This window comes from Armatimonadota bacterium (genome assembly GCA_016125185.1).
GTDB lineage: Bacteria > Armatimonadota > Fimbriimonadia > Fimbriimonadales > Fimbriimonadaceae > Fimbriimonas.
Genome location: WGMG01000011.1, coordinates 75,249 through 96,594, shown reverse-complemented (window position 1 = coordinate 96,594; position 21,346 = coordinate 75,249). Strand labels below are relative to the sequence as shown.

Below are 21,346 nucleotides of genomic sequence, written 5' to 3'. Positions count from 1 at the left end.
AGAAATATCTGAAATTTTCCGAGATAAGGGTTCTGAAGCAAAGCAAATTCGTCTATAAATACAAGGATGAAGCGTTTTCTTACGATGGTGTTGTTAGCGTCGTGCATTGCGGCGGCAATGGTTGGGTGCGGCGATAAGAGCGATGTACCGATCGCACAGCCGACTACAACCGGTCCCGGCGGATCGTCGAACGGCGAGCGGCCTGGCACTCCCGGCGGTCCCCCAGCGACGCCAGATGCGCACCTAGAGAAGAAGGGTGGCGCTAGCGGACAAGCAGGCAGCCGACCCGGATCATAGACACAGCAAAATTCCAGTGAAAGAAAAGCGAGGACCCCGAATTCGGGGTCCTCGCTTTTCTTATGCAGGATCGATTAGTCCTGAGCCGAAGTGAACATCGACAGGGCGCCATAGGTGGTTGAGCCCAACGTAGTGTTCTTCTTCAGAGCCTGGCCGCCAGTGATCGACTTGGCGTGACCATCACAGAAGGAGATGTTGGCACGAGTGCCCGGATGTCGGAAAACAAGCGCACCCTCTTCACGATTGAACGTGCGGTTGTCCTGCCAGCTCATCGTTCCCGCATTGGCATCGCCAGCAACCAGCATCGTCGGCTGTTCGGCAACGTTCTTCCACGCGAACTGGAACGATCCGTTTCCGTCGCCAACCAGAATCGTACCGGACGGATCTTCGACGGCGGTCGTGGTCATGCCCCAACCGGTGCCGTTGTCCGAGGACGGGCTAGTGACCTGGTCGCCACCATCCCAGTACGTGCAGTTCAGACCGTACGATCCCCATCGCTCCGTGCTGGTTTGACCCGTTTCGGCGAGAACGCGCTCTCGAGGAACGTAAATGCCTCGCTTGTCAGGAATCGCATTCATCGAATCCGTAAAGATTTGGGTGTTCTTGATGTAGGGTTGCATAACGTCGAGCCAGGTGTAGCGGCCGTTCGGAATGCTGATGTCTTGGGTTCCCCACAGTCCAACAAACCAGCCACCGGTGTACTGGTCGTCGTTGTCAGTGGTGTACTGAACGATGCCCAGACCGATCTGCTTCATATTGGAGAGACAGGCCGACGTCTTCGCCGCGGCTTTGGCCTGGGCAAAAACGGGGAACAGAATGGCGGCGAGGATCGCGATAATCGCGATGACGACGAGCAGTTCGATAAGAGTAAAGGCTCTGCGAATAGTATTCATTTCTTTTGACCTTCGTTGGCCACGATCAATTCATTGATAGTCGGGGACGCATTCTTTTGGAAATCCACGTCCAGAGGGACGAATTCAGCTTCAACACGGACGACCTCATAGGGTCGACTCGGGGTGCGAAGGCGCTTCATAAGCAAATCTGCGGCGGCATAGCCGATGTTGTATTTCTGTTGGACGATCCGCCAAACATTCCATGGCTGAATCAGGGAAAGGGGATGCCAGTCGTTAAAGGAGGCGATCTCCAGGTCCTCGGGGACAGAAATCCCGAGGCGCGTGCAGACCGTCATCGCCGCACACCCCAGACTGTCCTCCAGGCAGACGAGCGCAGAAATCGGATTCGGCTGGGCTCGCAAGCTGACAATCGTGTCGCGCACAACCTGTACGGTGACTTTTGAATCTGGATCGGCGTCCTCGGGAATCCAGCGCAGGTATTCCTCTGCGTCCAATCCTTCTTCCGTCATGGCGTCTTGGTAGCCACGAACACGCTCGAGAACCGAGCTAAAGTTCTGCTTATAAGTGGCCAGGAATCCGATTCGCCGATGCCCTTGCGCGATCAAGGATCGAACCGTTTTGTAGATCGCCCCACGGTTTTCGGTCGTCACGGCATCGACCTCGACTCCGATCGGGAGGCGGTCAATGGCGACCATGGGAACCTTGTCCTTTAAGAGCGCAGTAATGCCGTCGGTCTTGGTTGGGTCGGATGGATAGAAGAGAATCCCGTCAGATTCCGCCCCAAGGCGCATCATTTGCTGAGCTTCGAGGGATGGATCGTGCCGACTGTCGGCGATGGTCAGCGTCGTTTCGTGGCCAAGTCGATCTTGGATTCCCCGCAATAGGTCTCCGGACGGGAAGTTGTGGCGTTCGCTGTAACCATCAACGAGTAACGCGACTCGGCCAACTCGCTTGTGCTTGACTTCGGCAACAACGGTACCGCTGCCCTGACGTCGGACCACGAGGCCCTTTCGCTGCAGTTCCTCTAGGGCACGGTGAACGGAGTTTCGATTGACTCCCATGGAGTCCGCCAAAGCGTCGCCACTCGGCATCCGACTGCCCGGGGTCAACTCCCCCGACGCAATCTTAGCTTCCAAATCACCGGCAATGGCTTTCCAAGAACGCTTCTGCAATGGACTCTCCGTCGAATCGAAAGTTAGTGTAACACAATATCTCAGATTTTGAGATACTTTTGAAACAATCTGGAAAATTTGGGAATAATGTCATCAGACCGGCCGTTCGCTGGTTCAATAGAGACAAAGATGTGCGCCAAACATTTCGACGTTGCAATCGTTGGCGGCGGGCCTTCGGGCTCGACGGTCGGCACCTTGCTGAAGCGGTGCAACCCCAGCTTGTCCGTCCTCATCCTCGAACGCGAGACTTTCCCCCGCGACCATATCGGCGAAAGCCTTCTTCCACCCGTTGGGCCAATCCTGGCCGAAATGGGCGTTTGGGACCGCGTCGAAGCCGCTAACTTTCCCATCAAAGTCGGCGCAACCTACCGCTGGGGTAAAAACCCCGAGCTTTGGGACTTTGACTTCCTTGCCTCCGAGACGTTTGTCGAGCAGGCTCGACCGGGCAAGTTCGAGGGTCAGCGCCGCCGCACTTCTTTTCAGGTCGACCGATCCATCTACGACAAAATCCTCCTCGACCGTGCCGAAGAACTCGGCTGTGAGGTCCGCCAAGCTACCAAAGTCAATAAAGTCGAGACCGAGGGCAACACGATTCAGGGTCTGACGCTGAGCTCAGGCGAGACCGTTACCGCCACCCACTATGTGGATGCATCGGGCAACGCCGGTCTCTTTGCCAAAGCCCTGGAAGTCGAAATCGACTGCCCCACCACCCTGCGCAATATCGCCATTTGGGATTACTGGCAGAACGCCGACTGGGCCGTCCACATCGGCGTTGGGGGAACTCGCATCCAGATCATGAGCCTCGGATGGTGCTGGATCTGGTTCATCCCGATGGGCCCGACCCGCACGAGCATCGGCGTCGTCCTTCCCGCCTCCTACTATAAGGAGAGCGGATTGAGGCCATCCGACATCTACGCTAAGGCGCTGGAAGAAGAGCCGCGCATCGCTGAGCTTCTCAAGAACGCTTCAAGCGAAAATCGCCTCGAATCCACCAAGGACTGGTCCTTCCTCGCCAAGAACCACTATGGTCCCAACTGGTTCCTGGTCGGCGAATGTGCCGGCTTCGCCGATCCGATTCTGTCGGCGGGCGTCACCATGGCCCAGGTCAGCGCGCGCCAACTCGCCTACACCATCGCCGAAATCGAACGCGGCGAACACAGCGCCGACTGGCTCCGCGAGCAGTTCGAATACGGACAGAAGGAGCGCATCTCGACCCACATCCGCTTTGGCGACTTTTGGTACACCGCCAATGCCCAGTTCAAGGACCTCCAGGGCTTTACGGCCGAACTTGCGAAAGATGCCGGTCTGGAACTCACGCCGGAAAAGGCATGGGCATGGATCGCTCAGGGCGGCTTCATCAACCAGGACTTGCGCATTGGCACCGGCGGATTCAGCATTTCGACCACTCTCAAGATGGGCGAATTCCTCAGCGACCTCGTGCAGGAAACGCCGATCGAAAAGAACAATGTGCTGAAACTCAACTACGAAGGCGCGCAGATGAAGAACGTTGCCGTTTACCATAACGGGCGCATCTATAAGGAGAACTGCTACGTTCGCGGCGAGCGGGTCCTGCCTTTGTTTAGCCAGGTGCTGATGATCCACGACTTGCTGTCGAAAAACTCTAGCTACCCCGCCCTGATGCAGACGCTTCAACAGATCGCCAAGACAAACCAGTTCGTCGCCAGCGCCATCGCCGAGGTGCCGGATACATTGGACGCCATGATCAACGACGGATGGATCGACGCCTCGTACGACCCGTCCCTGCCACTGATCAAACGCTCCCGCGATATCCGCACGATACGGCAGAACAAGGACGCTGTCAAAGCCTGACTCCTTATTCCCTACTATCACCATGGTCCTCATTCCCATGCAGGTGATGGCTTGGACATAATCTCTCAAAATGATCAGCCACCTCATCGCCTGCATCGCGGGTTTTCCGCTCAAGGAACCCGTGACGCAAGCTCGCGAGTACAAGGCAAAACTTGGAACGCCTTACAAGATTGGAATCGTGGGCATTACCTCGGGAACCAATGATCGGTCAGAGATTGGCGAAAGCCGCCTCGTGACGCTCGAAAAGGTCCAAACTGCCTTGGCCTATGGGGGAAAGAAGGTGACCTTCGTCGCTCCCGCCGGAAAGAAGCTGATCATCTTCCTAGCCACCATCAAAAATCCTGAAAAAGGCTCCATTTACGTCACGAGCGACAAGACATTTGGGCTCCGGCTTTACGACACCACCTACACTGCTAAAGACGTTTCGTACCGGGGAGCGCTGACGAAAGGCGGCGACCTTCTCGATCATCATTTGAAGCCGGGCGAATCGATCGAAGTCGCCACCGTCTACGAGTTTCCCTCGGTGACGCCCCATCTTCGAGTCGGCATGTACTACCACACCTACATGCCCAAGAATGCGGTGATGTTCGACCTGACGGACAAGATCGAGCCGCCTCGCTCGGTCTTCGCCAAGAGCAACATGAACTACGTCGATTCGGTCTCCATCGACAAATCAAAAGAGTTCGATCTCGACGATCTCACGTTCAAAGTCCTCGACTGTCAGCCGATTAAGGACAACGGCTTCGCCGTTAAGGTTCAAATATCCAATCCAATGCCCATGACAGGTAACTGGGGCTGGCAATATGCAAAAGCGATCGTTCGCGATGCCAAAGGCGCCGAAACGTCTTACTATCCGAGCTTCACGGTCGGTCCTGACTGGAACATGACGATTGAGCCGGGAAAATCTGTCGTGGGCGAGTACCGATTCTATCCTGCTGACCAGGCACCGCCAAAAACGTTTGTGCTGACACAGAATTCGACCAAGCGAACGGTCACCGTTACCGGGCTATAAAAAAAAAAATCCCCGCCGAAGCGGGGATGTTGCATTTACTTTTCCGAACCGGGGTTGGGCATCGCGTTGGTCGACTTTGCGCCATCCGGAGCAGGAGGCGGCGTGACGCCCTTGCCCGGCTCGTAGGGCGGCTTATCGGCTCCGCAGCCGATGGCCACCAGCGCAAGAACGGCGATGCCGAGGATGCGCGTCAGGGTTTGCACTCGTAGTAAGCTCCCGTGTTGTTCACGTACTTGTCGGGGTCGGTCAGCGTCGCCTGATAGGCTTCCTTCCACTGCCAGCCCTGATCGCCGTAGTACCAAGCCGGCGTCAGAGTCGAACCGAGCTCCTTGTAGTTGATGGCGGCGCGCTTCTTGTAGCGAGCGTGGCCGTCAGAATAGGCAAGGTTGCCGCCCTTGTTGAACGTGCTGCTGAAGATGTACAGGTCGAACGAATTGCACCAATCGTTGGTCCGGTCGTACTTGTACGGTCGGTCTGGAGCGGAGCGCAGCGTCTCACCCATGTTCTGAAGCATCATCGTGTTGGTGGGATCGGTCAGCGAGGTCACTGATCGGAAGCCGACCGCACCGTTGAACGCGTACGACGTGTTTCCGGCACCCGCCGTGCTCGACTTACCCCATCGCGAATAGGTGTTGATGTAGTTCGACGAACAGACGTACATGTCGAGGCTCTTTACGTACGGGAAGAGCGACTTGGCCCAGTTCTGCGGCGCCGTCGGATCCATCCATCCGAGCGCAAGGTCTGTGCCCGGGGCAACCCACCATTCGGTGGTGCTCATGATCGCAGTACCGGGGAAGTAGTCGTCGTTGTCGGCGGAGTACATATAGCCCGCCAAGCCTAACTGCTTGAGGTTGGAGAGGTCCGCCGTCTTCTTTGCCGCGACCTTGGCCTGGGCGAAAACGGGGAACAGAATTGCCGCCAAAATCGCGATGATCGCGATAACGACAAGGAGTTCGATGAGCGTAAAGGCTCGATTGGAATGATTTCTCATGATTATTCTCTTCGATGAAAGGATTTAGGTGGTACCGCCCACCCATAGTTCAGTTGGCAAAATCGTTTGGACGCGTTGTGCCGGCTTGGCCTCGCTCTTGAGGCGTGTGTTGAGGACGTGCATCGCTTGCTCGGCGATCTTCTCGCCGGGGATGCGGATAGTGGTGAGAGGAGCCTCTAAGCATTGGGCAAACTCGATGCCGTCGCAACCGGCTACCGCCACGTCGTCGGGAACGCGTAGACCAGCGCGCCGAAGCCCACTGTATACGCCCATGGCGATGGTGTCGTTGTGGCAAAAGACCGCGTCCGGACGGTCGGAAGGACGCATGCGGGCAATGGCCAGACCAAGGTCCAGACCTGCCGAGCACGTCTCGTCGCGGTTGGCGGTCAAAAGCGTCCTCGGCGTGATTCCTGCCTCGGAGCAGACATCGCGAAAGGCTAGGAAGCGGACGTCCTCATGCCCTGGCTGCCAGTCGGCGGGGTACGCATATGCGATCTTTCGGTAACCCTTGGCCACCAGGTGTTCGGTAAGGAGCCGACCTCCGCCGTAGCTGTCAAAGCCGATCCAGTCGGTGTCGTCCGTTCGGATCGAGCCGATGTAGACGACTGGCGTTTGCGCCGCGCGGGGACCCATGTAGGTCGCCAAAGTTTGCCCGGCGTCGGCCCACATAATGACTCCATCGACTGGCCAGTTGAAGACGTCGGCATGGGCTCGGAAGGTTCCATGCGCGCTCGGCGCCGAGGCCGACTGCACCCGATATCCACAAGCGAGGACGGCGCTTTCGGCCGACTCCACCACATCGACGAAGAATGGGTTTCGGAAACCGGAAATGAGGAGGCCGATCGTATCGGTCTTGCCACGCCACAGAGAGCGAGCCAGTTGGTTGGGTCGGTAGCCAAGCTCTTTGGCCGCCGAGCGGATTCGGTCTTGCGTGACCTTGGAAATACGGGCTTTGGTGTTCCCGTTCAGCACGTGGGACACGGTGCCAATAGACACTCCCGCCTGCGTTGCGACATCCCTTATCGATACTGGCTTCTTCGCCATGTTGCCTCGTTGCCCGACGTTCGTTCGTCGATGTGCAGACCGCTTCTTCCTTAGACCTTTTGCTCGATCAGCGCTTGTGCAACGCGTTGTGCATTCAGCGCATGTTTCTCTCTATTTATCGAACCTAGGTCAAAAGAAGATTTGCTTTGCCCGAGCCGACGCCCAGGAGCCTGCGTAAGGGAATTATAGTATAGAAATTTGAAAATCGTTATAGCCAAATGGAAATATTGTTAGAAATTTTGAGACACCAAAGGCTGCACAACGGTTTGCGTAAAACCTGTCCCCGAAGTTTTGTCAGGGCATCGTGGTAAAGTGATCCAGGTGATGCCCTCGCCTCCCCCCTCCACCGGGAAAGCATTCTTCATGTCGGGCTGAATTCGTTGGTAGAACGGACGCGGCAAGCGAACGCATAAGGAGGGATTGCGACCAGCGCTTGCGAAAACCAAAGTTCTAACAATGAAACTAAGCAAACCTATTTTCAGCCTCAAGCGCAAGGCCAAAACGCTGTCGCGCAATGAAAACATTCCCCTCCACGAAGCTCTCGATCGCATCGCCGTCGAAGAAGGATTGGCCAGTTGGAGCCTCTTGGCTGCCCAACACGCGGCGCAGTCTCCCGCAAGCCGGATCTATGGCCAACTACAGCCGGGAAGTCTGCTGCTCCTGGCGGCTCGACCCGGACAAGGCAAAACCTTGCTTGGGCTCCAGCTAGCCATCGAGGCAATTAGCGCCGGACACCACAGCTTCTTCTTTTCGCTCGAATACACCGAGCAGGAGTGCCTTGACAGGTTTAGGTCCATCAACGTGGACCCAACTGAATTCAAAGATCGGTTCGAGTTCGACGGATCGGACGCCATTTGCGCCGACCATATCGCTGCGCGTTTGTCGTCGGCGGCACCAGGAACCTTGGCCGTCGTCGACTACCTTCAACTGCTCGACCAGAAGCGGGAGACACCCGATCTGCTTTCGCAGGTCCGATCGCTTCGCGCCTTCGCCCAGTCCAAGGGATTAGTGCTCGTCTTCATTTCTCAGATTGACCGACACTTTGACCCAATGCAAAAGGCTTTACCTGACTTCGACGATGTGCGCCTGCCGAATCCGCTCGACCTCGCGCTTTTCGACCGAGCGTGCTTCCTCCACAACGGCGAAGTGAAAGTAGCGAAGGCCAGCTAGCCATGACGGCCGCCGTGCTTCGCGGCGGCTATTTGCCCTGGTAGAATCGCGGCATGACGCACGATGAAGTGATGGCCCGCCTTGAGAGCTTTGGCAGCGAGAAAGGTCGCGCCACCAATGCCCGCTACGGCGGTGCGGGCGAGAAGCAGTTCGGAGCCAAGATGGGCGATATTCGCGCCTTGGCCAAGGAGATCAAAAGCGATCAGGCCCTGGGCCTTGAGCTCTGGGCGAACGGCAACTACGAGGCCATGATCCTGGCGTGCTACATCATGAGCGCCAAGAAATTCTCCGCCGATGAGATCGACCGAATGCAACGCATGGTTCCCTCCAAGGGAGTGTCCGACGCCTTCAACACCAACATTGTGAAGGCTCATCCCGAAAAGGAATCGCTGCGCGTCAAATGGATGGCCGACGATAACCTGATGGCCGCCCGCGGAGGTTGGAGCCTCACCACCGAGCGGGTGCTGAAAAGCCCGGACGGCCTCGACCTGCCCGCCCTAATGGACCGCATCGAGAAGGAGATGGGCGCTGCGCCCGAACCCCTCCAATGGATCATGAACTACTGCCTGGCCTCCATCGGCATCGAATTTCCGCAATATCGCGAACGGGCGATTGCCATTGGCGAGAAGATCGGCGCATTCAAAGACTATCCGGTCTCGAAAGGATGCGTCTCGCCATTTGCGCCGATCTGGATTACCGAGATGGTCAGCCGAAAGGGCTAGCTAAGCTCAAGATTGGTGGCGTGGCGAAGGTCGTCGAGGAGGTCGGGCCCAGTGGGTGACCATCCCAGCCGCGCCCGCGTTAGCTCACTCGATCCTCGCAGATTAAGGCCCATGAAGTGGCTCCAAAAGCCAAAGTGCGCCGGGGCCTCCTCGGGCTTTTTGGCGACCACCGGAATGCCGAGCCGCTGGCCAACAATCTCTGCAATCTCGCGGAGCGGAACACCTTCTTCAGCGACCGCATGGTAACGCCCACCCGCGACGCCTTTCTCCAGGGCCAGCAGATAGAGGCGAGCGGCGTCGAATCGGTGCGCGGCCGCCCATCGAACATCCATTCCCTCCATGTAAGCCGACTCTCCCCTCTGCTTGGCCACCTCGATCAGAAAGGTAATGAGTCCTTGCTTCTCTCGGTCGTGAACCTGCGGAAGCCGAATCGCCATCGCCCGAACGCCGCGGTCGAGGAAGGCAAAAGCGCTGGGCTCCGAGGCACGAGGGTAAGACGCCGACGGCGTCGGCGCGTCGTTGTCTTCGTTTCCGCCAACCATCCCTGAGGTCACGATGAGCGGCTTATCCGTCTCCACCATTGCCTCACCCAATGCCCCAATCGCCTTCCGATCCGCCTCACAGCACTCGGCAAAACGCGTGAAGTCGTGAATGAACGCGGTGTGGATCACCGCATCGCTCGCCTTGGCTCCTTCCGCCAAGCATGCAAAATCCTCGATATCGCCTAATAGGGCCCGCGCGCCACTCTCCTCCAACGTAGCCGCCGACTCCGGCTTTCGCGCCATCCCGAGGACCTCATGTCCGGCATCGATCAAATCTCGAACGACGGCTTGTCCAATGAATCCGGTTGCTCCAGTAACGAATACTCGCATCGTATAACCTTGTAGATGGGACCGCTTGAGGTCCACTCAATCAGTATTTCGCAGGTCCCGCGACCTGAAAAGACGTGGCGTTATACTGGTATCGAAACTGATAGGCTGACGATGGCGAAAGATTCCCTGGCTAATTTTCTGAAGAACCGACGTGCCAAGGTCGACCCCGCATCGCTTGGACTCTCGGCAACGCGACGGCGCACGCCCGGTCTGCGACGCGAGGAGGTCGCCCAGCGAGCCAACGTCAGCGTGACTTGGTATACATGGTTGGAGCAGGGGCGAGGTGGAGTTCCTTCATCCGAGGTATTGGAGGGAATCGCAGCCGCGCTCGATCTCTCGCCCGCCGAACGCGAACACCTTTTCCTGCTGGCCCAACAGCGGTTGCCCGAAATGCCGGTCGCCCAGGTGCCTTGCGTATCTGCCCAGCTTCAACAGGTGTTGGACTCGATGCCGTACAGCCCGGCGATCGTCAAGACCGCGTGGTGGGACGTGGTCGCCTGGAACCAAGCGGCTTTGGCCGTCCTCACCGACTACTCGGCGGTGCCGCCCGAGGAGCGAAATATTCTGCGGATGCTGTTCTGCGGCTCCCACGCCAGACGGCAAATGCCAGAATGGGAAAGCCACGCCCGGTTCGCCGTCGCGGTGTTTCGGGCCGAGACTGCCCGAGCCGGAGCGCCCAAGCAAGCCGAACAACTCGTCCGCGAACTCAGGAAGCTCAGTCCTGAGTTCGAAGCCATGTGGCTCGACCATGAGGTGCGGAATTACGGCGAGGGAACCAAGCATCTCCACCACTCGATCGTCGGCCCGATCTCGGTGCATTATTCGTCGTTCTTGGTGGACGGTCAGCCTGACCTTGGGCTGGTTATTTTCACTCCAGCGACGAGCGCCGATGTCAAGTCGATCCGGCGACTTTTGGAAGCGAAAAGCGGTTCTTCGAACGAGTAAATCAAAACCGCTTGGAAATTCAAAAAGTGGTGGCTCGCGGAAGGTCGTCGAGAGGTCTTATCCAGATTAAGCAACTGAGGACGGTTTCAGTCCAATCATAATGCATGCATGATTGGCAGGAAAATGGATCGGGTTGTCGAGCTTGAAGACGTTCCCCAGTCAGATACCGGCGTGCCCGCCCCACGAATTTATGCTACCGAGCAAACCCTTTACTTGGTATACATCGTCGAGCATGCTAGCGAAAATGAATACGCGCTCGTTAAGTTTGCTTCACCGGTAGCCCATACCTTTGGACCACCGAATGACGAGGCACTCCATGGACATCGGCTTTATCGTCGTGGTCTAACCCACTATTCGGCAAACGAAGTCTTCGATTCCTCGTGGATCCGAGCTTTAGTCGAGATGAACTCTGTTCATCCGAGACATGACTCACGAGTGTCCGAATCGTGGCGTCACTTTGTCTTTGCATTTCATGACTCAACATTTGAATGTATTGCCAAAGGACATGAAGTGGAAAAACACAAAGGCATCAACTGCCTACCGTCATTTTTCGTCCCATAATCGGATAAGGCAAAGCCTCCGGCGTCTACGAATGGTCCTTCACAGGAAAACTTGTTGAATGGTGAAGATAATGGGACGCGATTTGCAGCTGCAATGGACGAAATGCATGATAACTAGTTGGATGGGTTCGAGAGCTAACTCAACGATCAACACTTGCGACGCGGATTCGCATCTAGAGGGACTTAGCCGCATGTCTTGTTACGGTCACTGGGGTTCTCGACTGGTCCGTTTTTTTTGTTTTAAATGAAATTGGAAAGGCAATCGTATGAGCAAACATACATCATCCCCTCTTAAATCCCTTGAGTACGATAGTGCTTACGAGAATATGCTCACACGAGCGAGCCGTGGATTTGCGGCTGATGACCAACTCATGGGGATGGTCAGATCGAGGCGGACTCGACACTTCGGTGCGGGGCGTAACATTATAAACGAGGAGACCGTTGACACCACTGGTCGAACAGCTTCTGCCCTAATGCTTATCGAGCGAGACGACGTGAGGCTCGGAAACATCGATGCACATACCACTCAGGTCGCGGAGTTTAGCAAGGCGAATGTCGCCTCAATGGCAAAAATGATGTTCGAGAATCTCCATCAGATCACGGAGGCCACCGGCAATGTGCTGGATGCAAAGGGTGAGCGGTTAAGCATCGACATGCTGATCGACCTAATCGAAAAAACTGAATGGCGCTTTGACGACGATGGCAATGTAGTTCGGGACGGGCAGGCATTCGTGGTTCATCCGGATTTAGCGCCGCGGCTACGTGAACTCGAAGAAACTCAAGAACACCGAGATCGTATGGAGGAATTACGAACTACGAAGCTGGCCGAATGGAATGCGTCACGGCGTTGCAGGCGGATTGGAAAGGAGAGCAAATGAGTGAGCCAAGCTTTCTGAGATCGCATGAATACGATTACGCCTTCAACGTGTTCATGAGGAAGGCATTAGAAGGTGAAATCGCCAGGGACCCGTTGTTGAGGCGGACTCTAAAGCGCACCACCAATCACTCTGGAAGACTGCGGCACGTATTTGAAGAGATTTGGAATCGGACGCCGACTAGGTTCGAGGCGAGTTACACGATCCCAAGGGAAGCGACGCGCGAATCCGATTTTGCATGCTTTCATTTGGAGATTCGAGCGCTCGGTGAGAAGTTCCGCGTTCAATTGGCTCGTAGTCGTGCAGAGACTCTGGAAGAGGGTGTCAAGCGGTCACGCCAGATTATTCCCGGTAACCCAGTGCTCACATGGGACAATCTTCTGCGAGCGTTGGAACATATCAATGTGAGCTTCAACGAAGATGGCGAACCTCGCAAGTTTGAGATTGAGGCAGGTGGCGGCGCTTTAAAGACCCTTGCTCAATCGATTCGACCAGTGGACTTTGATGAACGAGTGATGGAGATTGTTGAGCGCAAACGCGAGGAGTGGGATGCTAAGAAACGTCGTCGCCGACTTTCTTGATAATGTCCGCAAGGAGCGTGACTTTGACGCACCGTTCCTTGCGCTACTCTCTGCGATGGGGTTCTCCGATGTTCACCTGACCCACGGGACAATCGAGAAAGGGAAGGACTTTATCGCAAAAATAAGTGGCGAGCAATGGGTGTTTCAGACGAAGAAGGGAGATTTGGGTGTCGGGGACCTAAATGGTGGAATCATGGGCCAGTTGCAGGCGGCAGCGATGACCGAACAGGGCCATCCTGCATTTGATAAAAATCTCTCGCGCCGAATTGTCCTGGTTACAACCGGAACGGTAACTCAACCGGCCGCTGACCAAATCAACTCGTTCAGTACTGACGCCCTTGCAAAACTTGAGTACCCACCAGTTGAGATTTGGGATCGTAACAAGCTGATCGAGTTACTTTTGAAACATGGCTTGCAGGGAATCCGGTCAACTCGGCTATCGGGTGTGGATTTGGCAGCTCAAGGAAGGTTCTTCGTTCTGTATGGCTCGGTGGTACGTAAATCCCCAGAGCTGGCTGAGATCGAGGAGCATTCGCTGAGTTGGCTCGACAAAGAACTGCCAGATCGGGAACGCGTTCTCATTGGAACAATTGAGTCTTCGATTCTGGCTGGCAAGTGCCGGGACGGAGGACTCCTATACGACGCTTTATACTGTGATTTGGCTGCTTTACGAATGGGCATGTTTGAACTACGAGAGGCAACAGACCCTTCGCGAAGGGCAGAATTGTTGACCCTTTGTGAAAGCCAAATTGACACCGTAGTGGGTTCGGCTTCCGACTATATAGAGGCCGTTTGGAATATCTGGACGGCGGCGGATAAGAAGCTAGATGGCGCCATACATTCGGCGTCGATCTTTGCGACGTACCCAATACATTGTTCGCGAGTGATTGAGGCACTGGGACTGATCGCACTTGGGTCTGATGTCGAGCAGGCTAGATTCGCAGCGAGTCGGCTGATCGAGTTCGTAGAATCCGAACCTGGTGTAAGTCACCCTATCAGCGACAGATATGCTGTCTCAATCGTGACGGCTTGTTTGGCTCTCGAGCGGCACGGTCGGCAGGATATCTCGAAAAGCTTGATCGAAAAGGCAACGGTATGGCTTTGCGACCGGGTTGAATTTGGTGCGGGCATAGCACACATTGATGCTACGGTTCAAGAAGAAATAGACCAATTGCTTGGATATCCATTTAGTGGACTCAATGTGGAAAGTGCGCGATCCAATCTTCTCGCGAGTGCGCTTGTCGACCTTGCCGCACATTCAACTGATACCAAGCTCTATACCGATGTCGTCAATGATCTCAAAGCCGTGGAAATCTACCCGGAATACTTCCAACCTGCCGACACGTCTGCACAGTTTCTGATTGACCATGATGAAGTCGTCCACTACCCTGGCGTTGAGTTCGCCGATAATCTGGTGCCGGATAACGGGCTCGGCTATGCCCCTTACGGGCCCTATGAGCCCACGACGTTTGCTCTCTTTGAATCGTTGGGCTTCATCGGGTATGTGTCGATCAGCCTCCTGTTGCGGGACCGCTACTTCCCTTCACTCTGGCCAAAATATCTCAATTAAACTCGGACCCTTAAGATATGCCGACCCCAAGTAACGGAATGCCCAAATCTCTAGGGACAAGAATTCACCCTCCTGCGAGCGGAATTCGGATACCTTCTGCGGATCGGTTGAGGTCTTTAGAAACGTTTTGCCGCCAAGGCACTTGATATCTACCCACCGGTTTTAACGTCGCGGCGATTCCTGGAAGCAATTGGAAGGAGCGAGTTGCAAATCCCGTCCTATAATCTGTAGAACGGTCAAGATAATGGGATGACCCTCAGGGGACCTCTGCTGGCTGCTCGAAGGTCGCCAGGGCGATACGAACCCAAAAGTTTGGTCCCTTAATGGGTCCCTTGAGAGATTCAAAGAGAGTGAAACAGAATGAAGCAGATTGCTATTTTGAATGGTGGAGATAATGGGATTCGAACCCACGACCTCTGCAGTGCGATTGCAGCGCTCTCCCAACTGAGCTATATCCCCACAGGCTACATAAAGGATACCGCCCACTAGCTGGAATCAATCAATTCCCGAATCTTTTTGGAGCTCTTCCAAGATTTGATTTCGTATTCGCGCTTCATCGCCTCAGAGCGGGAACCAAAAGCCTCGAAATAGATGCGTTCCCAAGGTCGATAAGGTCGCGTCGAGCGAACGAGTCCTCGATTATGTCGGCTAGTCGCTGTTCGAGATCGTCCGCGTGCCCAGCGTAGAAGCGGGGTTTGGATTTGCTGGAGAGGATGTAAAGGTAGAAATTCCCCACGATCTTCCCGATGCGTCGGGACGCTCTCCCAACTGAGCTATATCCCCACTGGGACCTTGTAGCCGCTCCCGAAAGGAAAGACAAAAAGCCCTCTCGGTCTCGAGAGGGCAATCTAGACCTGATATGGACTCAGGAGGGTCTACATGTTTTCGTCGATCGCTTTTAAAATCTCCGCCCCCTTCATCCGAACCTTGTAGTCCGGATTCGAATGGGCGAAGATAATCTTCCCAGACTTATCGACAAGGAACACCGATGGCACCGGCAGAATGTGGTGCGTCATCCCGCCCGACGACCTCTCAAGGTCGATATGGTACTTGTCTTTGTACATTCCAAACGTCTTGTCGTCGAGCCGGAACGCAACCCCAAACTTCTTCATCGTTTCGGCCGTCGAATCCGAAAGCAGCTTGTAAGTCAGGTCGTGCTTCTCCATCGTCTTGTTCAACTCGGCGGGCGTATCCGGGCTAATCGCGACGATCTGATAGCCGCGCTTGATGATATCGGCTTGTACCTGTCCAAGCTCGGCCAGGTGCATGTTGCAGAACGGGCACCAACCGCCACGGTAGAAAACCAGGACGGTCGGTTTGCCGCCCAGCGCTTCCTTCAACGTAGTGGCTTTGCCGTCGAGGGTCTTCAGGTTTGAATCGGGTATCGAGACCCCGACCTTCAGCGGCTTGGCTTCGGCCGGACTCATTGCGACGTCGCCGTCGCTGGGCAAGATGGCCGATGCGAGAGCAACGGCGGAGACAGAGGCAGAGACGAGCAAAACTCGTGCGTGCACAGACATGATGGATACAGAATGCGCAACAGTTCTACTTCGTTCCATGAAAATGCGACGAAAAAGTACCTCGGTCTTTCGTCCTAGGACGATGGTCTTAACCTCATCACATCTTCATCTTTCCCGGCGTATCATATTTGTGTCGAGGACGTCCGGTGTTCGCCAAGGCAAGCACAGACTGTTTAGGAGCAGTTGGACCAATCGATTCCTTCGAACAAGTTTGAGGGAGTGTTAGATTCGTCGTTCAAATGGACTCACCCCCCAGGCGACGGATTTGGGCACGATGTGTCGGCATCGTTAACCCCATCATAAGACGACAGGGCCGCCTTCGGGCGGCCTTTTAATTTTCAGCCGGGACCACTGCGGCTCGGTCGAACCAATAATGACCCGTATAATTGCTTGGAGAAGTCAAAATGGGTTGTATTTATTGAAGTATCGTAATATAATGATGTTGCGATAGATCGAAGTTAATTCGAACTTCGTGCCTCTTCAGTCAACGAACCGTTGAGGTGTTTCATTTGTAAATAATCCACGCTTTGCCGTCACGGAATTAGCCCTCCAAGCGGCAAAAGGGTCGAAGTGGTTCGCCACCGAACACCCCCAAGAAAAAGACAAGGCCGCCTTCGGGCGGCACTTTTTTTGAAGGGCACTTACAGAATGATGACCGAGCGGATGACGTCTCCCGTTTCCATCTCGTGAAAGGCATCTTCCACTTCGTCGAGCGAAATTTTCCTCGTCACCATTTGGTCCAAGTTCAGTTGCCCCTTGAGATACAGGTCGGCGAGCATCGGAAAATCGTGTGAAGGCAACGTGTCGCCACAATGGCAGACCCGCAACGCCGCTTTATTCCAGTAAACGCCGGTCGCCATGTCGCCCAAATTGAGGTTCACCGAATCGTTCTGAGCCGGGAAGCCGATCGTCGTAGCGGTGCCGCCGTACGACAACATTTTCACCGCCTGTTCGATGCACATCGGAATGCCCGTCGCTTCGAACGCAAACTCTACTCCGCCATCCCATCCGTCCTCGGTCAGCTCCCGCACCGCCTTCAGCGGGTCGACTTCCTTCGCGTTCACCAGGTGCGTCGCGCCAAAGTCTTTCGCCCACTGAAGCTTGGTCGGATTTATGTCGATAGCGATGATCTGCTTTGCGCCCGCCAAGCGCGCGCCCTGAATCACGCTCAGCCCAACGCCACCGCATCCCACAACGGCCACGCGCGAACCTCGCTCAACCGGCGTCGTATTCAGCGCCGCCCCCACACCGGTGACGACGCCGCACGCGATCAGACACGCCTTATCCAGCGGCATGGCATCCGGCATCTTGATGGCGGCCTTGCCATGAACAACTGTATGAGTCGCAAAAGTCCCGCATCGCAGAACTTGCGAGCACACGGCTCCATCGCTGGCGCGCTTGATTCGAGAACCAGGTCGGAGCGCCATGTAACAGTGCCGAGGGTCGCCTTTCAAACACGCTGGGCATTGGCCGCATGGCGCGCGATAGGCGATCACTACCGGGTCACCCGGCTTCAGGTGAGTGACATTCTCGCCAACTTTCTCGACGTAACCTGCGCCTTCGTGGCCCAAAACAATCGGAAACGACATGCCGTTGCCGTTAAGGTTCTTCACCGTCAGGTCGGTGTGACACACCCCGCTCGCAACAACCTTAATCAGAACTTCGTCGCCGACCGGATCGTCGACGGTAACTTCGCGCACGACCGCAGGCGCGCCGGGTTCTTCGAGCAAACACGCTCGGCCAAGGATAGACATAAGCAAATCTTAGCATGATGACTGTGACAAGCATTTGTCACGCTTTTGTAACGCTCGGTCGCGGCTCCTGTCACGCTTGACCCGGATCATGGATGACATGAAAACCAGTTTCAGAAATCTCGCCGTGATGTCCCTTTCGCTCGTCGCCATCAGCTCCCTCACAGGCTGCGGCGGTGGAGGCGCTGCCGCTCCGGTCGTGATCGCCACCGACCTCGCTACGGCCTACACCGTCACGACTCTCGGGGCTCCGACCGGCCAATTCGGTATGGAGTTCGATGCCATCAGTCCTGACGGAAAGCAGATCGTCGGTTCATATACCGATGGCACTTATCGAATGGTCTTTCGATACGTCAACGGCGGCATACAGGTTGTCTCACCGGCTGACCAATATATCCATCCCAACAACGTCAGCGACTCCGGCGTGATCGCAGCAACAGCCGATACGCCGACGGCCCAGGCGGCATGCATGATCGCCGGAAACAGCGCCACCATCTTTCCCTACGGCGATCACGAGGTGGACGGATACAGCGGCAGCGCCGACTCCTCGGGTGCCATTTACCGAACTGCAAGGCTCGACGACGGATCGTATCGCTCGTACCGTACCCAGGGCAACACATCGACTCCGATCACGGTCGATGGCAACGAAAACTTTGGCATTTCCTCCGTTAGTCCTTCAGGATGGATTCTCGGTTGGTCCAATTCTGAGTTCAAGGCTTATGACCCGATTGCGAAAACCTGGTCGACGGTGTTGTCGGGCCAATCGAATATTAGCGCACGATCGATTGGAAACGACGGCACCATCATCGGCAACCAAAAGGTCGGCGCAAACTGGGTCAGCTTTATCAGCAACGGCAGCGGCCTTACCAACTATGCTGACAGTACATCCACCTATGCCACCTTGGGGTCCATTAGTTCAGGCGGAATTGCAGCGGGCTCCGATAACATATTCGATGGCAATATTCAGACTTACCATGCCTTTGCCTGGTCTCAAGCCTCGGGATATGTCGATCTCAATACCCGCATCTCCGAACCGAACTTTGTCTTTTCTAGGGCCTATGGAATCAGCAGCAATGGCACAATTGTCGGCTATGGCATCAAAAACGGCACTGCAGTCGCTTGCATCCTCACGCCGGTCACCCGTAACTAAAGACTTATCTCTGAAATTGGTCCGGGCTGAAACACGCCCGGACATTTCACTATTTGAATAGGTCGCGAACGACGGCCACCGTCAGTTCCGCCAGCGCGTTCATCGATTCCGTGTGGATCACTTCGTAACCGTGGCTGTTTTCCATCGGCAAACCGAGCGTAATCGGATGGGCGCAAAGTCCTCGCGCCGCCGAGCAGGAGGCGTCGCTTCCGCCACGCGACAGAGCCTGATACTGCAATCCAATTCCGGTCTGCTCGCTCACGCGGTCCAGCGTCTCGCCCAAGAACGGAGGCATCGCCGCATAGCCGTCCATGACCCAGACCGTCGGCCTTGCCGAAATCGCCACCGGCGCATCCGGCACCTGCGGCCCCAATTCCAGCGCGACGCAGAAGTCGGGTTGCTCGTGGGCCAAGTAGTACTGCGCCCCTTCCCCGCCGACTTCTTCGGAGGTCGTCGCGACAAACGCGACGTCCAACGGCTCATCCTTCATCTCGGCCAGGGCCAACAGCCAAGAAACCAAATCGGCTCGATCATCGAGGAAGTATCCCGCCACAAAATTCTCGAATCGGGTCAACGTTCGTCGGCTCGGCGACACCACCACCCGCGTTCCCAAACGGACCCCCTTCTTCTTGAGCGACTCCGGCGTCAGCCCGGTCATCACCGTCGCCATGTCCCAGGTTACTGCGTCGGTTTTGGCGCGTTTCGCCGCGCTTAGGTTGCTCTCGGTATGAATTGAGCCGAACCCCAGCACCGCCTCCAACGGCGTTCCGGACGCCAGAATTGTCACCGGACCTTCGCCAAGCTTCCACGGGAAAATGCCCCCCAACGAAGCGACCTTAAGGCTTCCGTCCGGCAGGATCTGCTTCACATACAGCGCGATCTCATCCATGTGGGCGGTAACGACCACCTTCGCCTTCTCACCCTTGCCCAGCCGCACGATCAGGTTCCCCTTCGGATCGACCTGACTGGTGATCCCGAGCTTCACCAGGTGCTGAATCAGCGCTTCGCGAACCTGGTCCTCCTGTCCCGCCGGTCCGGGCAACGAGACGAGTTCCTGCAATAGCTCGAGAGAATCCACGATTGCCAGTGTATCCGAACGATTGAGGGTAGCATTCGATCACTGTGACGGATGATCCTTCTACCTGGCCGGAGTCGCTCGACGCCTTGCTCGCCGCTCCCGAGCATCATCGCCTGCTTCTGGAGAATGATCGCGTCCGCGTCGTCGAGACCTTCATCCCGCCCGGCGAGAAGACCGCCGTTCACACCCACTGCTGGCCCGGGGCGCTCTACATCGTCAGTTGGACCGCGTTCATCCGCTACGACGATCAAGGCAATCAACTCTTCGATTCCCGCACCGCAAACACGACGCCCGCCAACGGCTCGACAGCCTGGTCCCCACCCCTTGGCCCGCACTACGTACACAATATCGGCGACGCTCCGCTGCACGTCGTCGCCACCGAACTCAAGTCATGAAGGTTGTTAAGCCGGACATCGTGTATCGCCAAGCCTTCCTGCGGATGCTGGACGACTACCTGATGAACGACCCCGACAACGTGGGCGGTTACGCCCTGGCGGCGACCAATTTCGAAAAGTACCTCCGCTCGCTGGAGGACGAAGAAACCGGATTCAACCTCCTGCCCGGCATCGTGGCCGGGTCTCACCGGTGGCTTCTTGATAGCGCCGGCGAGATCGTCGCCGTGGTCCGCACTCGGTACACCATCGACACACCGTTTCTGAACTCGGTTGGCGGCCATATCGGCTACGATGTCGCCCCTTCTCAGCGAGGCAAGCGGTATTCGATTGCCGCCCTTTCTGCGGGTCTGGACGAGGCCCGCCGAGTCGGTCTCGACCGGGTCATGGTCTGCGCCGACGCCGAAAACACTCGCTCTTGCCGCACGATCGAGCGGTGCGGCGGCGTCCTAGAAATGGAGTTCTTGTCCGAACATTGGCCCATCCCCGTGCGTCGATACTGGTTCGAGCTGTCCGGCACGAGCGACGCACCCGATGTTCAAAGTCATCACTGATAAGAAGTGGAAGAAGTTCTGCGAGGCGAAGTCCCTCCCGGTCGATGACGCCAAATTTGTGCTCGATACCTGCTACCTGGGACTCACGCTCCGCTCCCGCCCCGGAACACTCATCGTGACCGAGAAGGAACTGATCCACTACTCATACTCGTTCACCGACACCATCTTCGCGATCTTCGAACCGTCCGAAAAGGTCACCATTCCTTTTGCCGACATCGCTTACGTCAAAAAGAAGACCCTCTCAGGAAGGCAGAACGTCTTTCACGGCTATCCATCGGCCGTCTACCAGGTGCTCACGAACCAGGGTGAATCCTACGACCTGCTCTTCCAACAAAGAGGCGACGAGTTCCTCACCGAGATCAGGCAAATAAGTGTCCCCATCGCCGACTAATGCGCTGAGCACCAG

General features: G+C 56.1%; 21 protein-coding genes, 1 tRNA gene and 2 pseudogenes. 14 read left to right on the top strand and 10 right to left on the bottom strand.

Annotation, left to right across the window (positions count from 1 at the left end):
* Positions 1-66: 66 nt before the first annotated feature.
* Positions 67-297: a hypothetical protein gene (locus GC165_20445; GenBank protein MBI1335239.1), complete on the top strand. Its 231-nt coding sequence runs from the start codon at positions 67-69 to the stop codon at positions 295-297.
* Between the two features lie 731 nt (positions 298-1,028).
* On the opposite strand, the pseudogene GC165_20440 reads toward GC165_20445, so the two are convergent.
* Positions 1,029-1,190, bottom strand: a pseudogene (locus tag GC165_20440) (prepilin-type N-terminal cleavage/methylation domain-containing protein).
* Positions 1,187-2,323: a GntR family transcriptional regulator gene (locus GC165_20435; GenBank protein MBI1335238.1), complete on the bottom strand. Its 1,137-nt coding sequence runs from the start codon at positions 2,321-2,323 to the stop codon at positions 1,187-1,189. The pseudogene GC165_20440 and the gene GC165_20435 overlap by 4 nt, the downstream one beginning before the upstream one ends.
* Before the next feature lie 87 nt (positions 2,324-2,410).
* On the opposite strand from GC165_20435, the gene GC165_20430 reads away from it, so the two are divergent.
* The gene (locus tag GC165_20430; protein MBI1335237.1) at positions 2,411-4,153 is read left to right on the top strand and encodes a hypothetical protein; all 1,743 of its coding nucleotides are present in this window, start codon (positions 2,411-2,413) and stop codon (positions 4,151-4,153) included.
* A gap of 70 nt (positions 4,154-4,223) precedes the next feature.
* Positions 4,224-5,165, top strand: a complete 942-nt coding sequence (locus GC165_20425; GenBank protein MBI1335236.1) for a hypothetical protein — start codon at positions 4,224-4,226, stop codon at positions 5,163-5,165.
* 190 nt (positions 5,166-5,355) lie between these two features.
* Here GC165_20425 and GC165_20420 read toward each other — a convergent pair whose 3' ends face one another.
* Both GC165_20420 and GC165_20415 read right to left on the bottom strand, forming a co-directional pair.
* Positions 5,356-6,159 carry a prepilin-type N-terminal cleavage/methylation domain-containing protein gene (locus GC165_20420; protein MBI1335235.1) on the bottom strand — a complete coding sequence of 268 codons (804 nt, stop codon included), beginning with the start codon at positions 6,157-6,159 and terminating at the stop codon, positions 5,356-5,358.
* A 21-nt stretch (positions 6,160-6,180) separates the two neighbouring features.
* Positions 6,181-7,200, bottom strand: coding sequence for a LacI family DNA-binding transcriptional regulator (locus GC165_20415; protein ID MBI1335234.1), 1,020 nt, complete (start codon positions 7,198-7,200; stop codon positions 6,181-6,183).
* A 456-nt stretch (positions 7,201-7,656) separates the two neighbouring features.
* Here GC165_20415 and GC165_20410 point away from each other — a divergent pair, with 456 nt between their 5' ends.
* Both GC165_20410 and GC165_20405 read left to right on the top strand, forming a co-directional pair.
* Complete coding sequence (locus tag GC165_20410; protein MBI1335233.1) at positions 7,657-8,370, top strand: AAA family ATPase; 714 nt, start codon at positions 7,657-7,659, stop codon at positions 8,368-8,370.
* A 53-nt stretch (positions 8,371-8,423) separates the two neighbouring features.
* The gene (locus GC165_20405) at positions 8,424-9,092 is read left to right on the top strand and encodes a DNA alkylation repair protein (protein ID MBI1335232.1); all 669 of its coding nucleotides are present in this window, start codon (positions 8,424-8,426) and stop codon (positions 9,090-9,092) included.
* On the opposite strand, the gene GC165_20400 is transcribed toward GC165_20405, so the two are convergent.
* On the bottom strand, positions 9,089-9,964 hold the full coding sequence (locus GC165_20400) for an NAD-dependent epimerase/dehydratase family protein (GenBank protein MBI1335231.1): 876 nt from the start codon (positions 9,962-9,964) through the stop codon (positions 9,089-9,091). The genes GC165_20405 and GC165_20400 overlap by 4 nt on opposite strands.
* 111 nt (positions 9,965-10,075) lie before the next feature.
* Between GC165_20400 and GC165_20395 the strand changes: the two genes are divergently transcribed.
* The 5 genes from GC165_20395 (at position 10,076) to GC165_20375 (ending at position 14,495) form a co-directional block, all read left to right on the top strand.
* Positions 10,076-10,909, top strand: a complete 834-nt coding sequence (locus tag GC165_20395) for a helix-turn-helix domain-containing protein (GenBank protein ID MBI1335230.1) — start codon at positions 10,076-10,078, stop codon at positions 10,907-10,909.
* Positions 10,910-11,017: 108 nt separating this feature from the next.
* Entirely contained in the window at positions 11,018-11,470 is a 453-nt protein-coding gene (locus GC165_20390; protein ID MBI1335229.1) for a hypothetical protein, read from the top strand.
* Between the two features lie 472 nt (positions 11,471-11,942).
* Positions 11,943-12,347 carry a hypothetical protein gene (locus GC165_20385; GenBank protein MBI1335228.1) on the top strand — a complete coding sequence of 135 codons (405 nt, stop codon included), beginning with the start codon at positions 11,943-11,945 and terminating at the stop codon, positions 12,345-12,347.
* Complete coding sequence (locus GC165_20380; GenBank protein MBI1335227.1) at positions 12,344-12,925, top strand: hypothetical protein; 582 nt, start codon at positions 12,344-12,346, stop codon at positions 12,923-12,925. Before GC165_20385 ends, GC165_20380 begins: the two co-directional genes overlap by 4 nt.
* Complete coding sequence (locus tag GC165_20375) at positions 12,894-14,495, top strand: hypothetical protein (protein MBI1335226.1); 1,602 nt, start codon at positions 12,894-12,896, stop codon at positions 14,493-14,495. The genes GC165_20380 and GC165_20375 overlap by 32 nt, the downstream gene beginning before the upstream one ends.
* Before the next feature lie 383 nt (positions 14,496-14,878).
* Here the strand turns inward: GC165_20375 and GC165_20370 are convergent.
* From GC165_20370 to GC165_20355, 4 genes and pseudogenes are all read right to left on the bottom strand, one after another.
* Positions 14,879-14,954 (bottom strand) — tRNA-Ala (locus GC165_20370).
* Positions 14,955-14,980: 26 nt separating this feature from the next.
* A pseudogene (locus GC165_20365) lies at positions 14,981-15,231 on the bottom strand (GIY-YIG nuclease family protein).
* A 139-nt stretch (positions 15,232-15,370) separates the two neighbouring features.
* On the bottom strand, positions 15,371-16,054 hold the full coding sequence (locus GC165_20360) for a redoxin domain-containing protein (GenBank protein ID MBI1335225.1): 684 nt from the start codon (positions 16,052-16,054) through the stop codon (positions 15,371-15,373).
* A 602-nt stretch (positions 16,055-16,656) separates the two neighbouring features.
* Positions 16,657-17,769 carry an alcohol dehydrogenase catalytic domain-containing protein gene (locus GC165_20355; protein ID MBI1335224.1) on the bottom strand — a complete coding sequence of 371 codons (1,113 nt, stop codon included), beginning with the start codon at positions 17,767-17,769 and terminating at the stop codon, positions 16,657-16,659.
* 97 nt (positions 17,770-17,866) lie between these two features.
* Here GC165_20355 and GC165_20350 point away from each other — a divergent pair, with 97 nt between their 5' ends.
* Positions 17,867-18,916 (top strand): hypothetical protein, encoded by a 1,050-nt coding sequence (locus GC165_20350; GenBank protein MBI1335223.1) that lies wholly within the window; start codon positions 17,867-17,869, stop codon positions 18,914-18,916.
* Between the two features lie 49 nt (positions 18,917-18,965).
* Here GC165_20350 and GC165_20345 read toward each other — a convergent pair whose 3' ends face one another.
* Entirely contained in the window at positions 18,966-20,003 is a 1,038-nt protein-coding gene (locus GC165_20345; GenBank protein MBI1335222.1) for a M20/M25/M40 family metallo-hydrolase, read from the bottom strand.
* A gap of 35 nt (positions 20,004-20,038) precedes the next feature.
* Here GC165_20345 and GC165_20340 point away from each other — a divergent pair, with 35 nt between their 5' ends.
* Genes GC165_20340 through GC165_20330 form a run of 3 tightly spaced genes read left to right on the top strand, consistent with a single transcriptional unit; the run spans position 20,039 to position 21,331 of the window.
* Positions 20,039-20,389, top strand: a complete 351-nt coding sequence (locus tag GC165_20340; GenBank protein ID MBI1335221.1) for a hypothetical protein — start codon at positions 20,039-20,041, stop codon at positions 20,387-20,389.
* Positions 20,386-20,940, top strand: a complete 555-nt coding sequence (locus tag GC165_20335; GenBank protein ID MBI1335220.1) for a GNAT family N-acetyltransferase — start codon at positions 20,386-20,388, stop codon at positions 20,938-20,940. Before GC165_20340 ends, GC165_20335 begins: the two co-directional genes overlap by 4 nt.
* A complete protein-coding gene (locus tag GC165_20330) occupies positions 20,921-21,331 on the top strand; it encodes a hypothetical protein (protein MBI1335219.1) in 411 nt (136 codons plus the stop codon). Before GC165_20335 ends, GC165_20330 begins: the two co-directional genes overlap by 20 nt.
* Positions 21,332-21,346 lie beyond the last annotated feature (15 nt).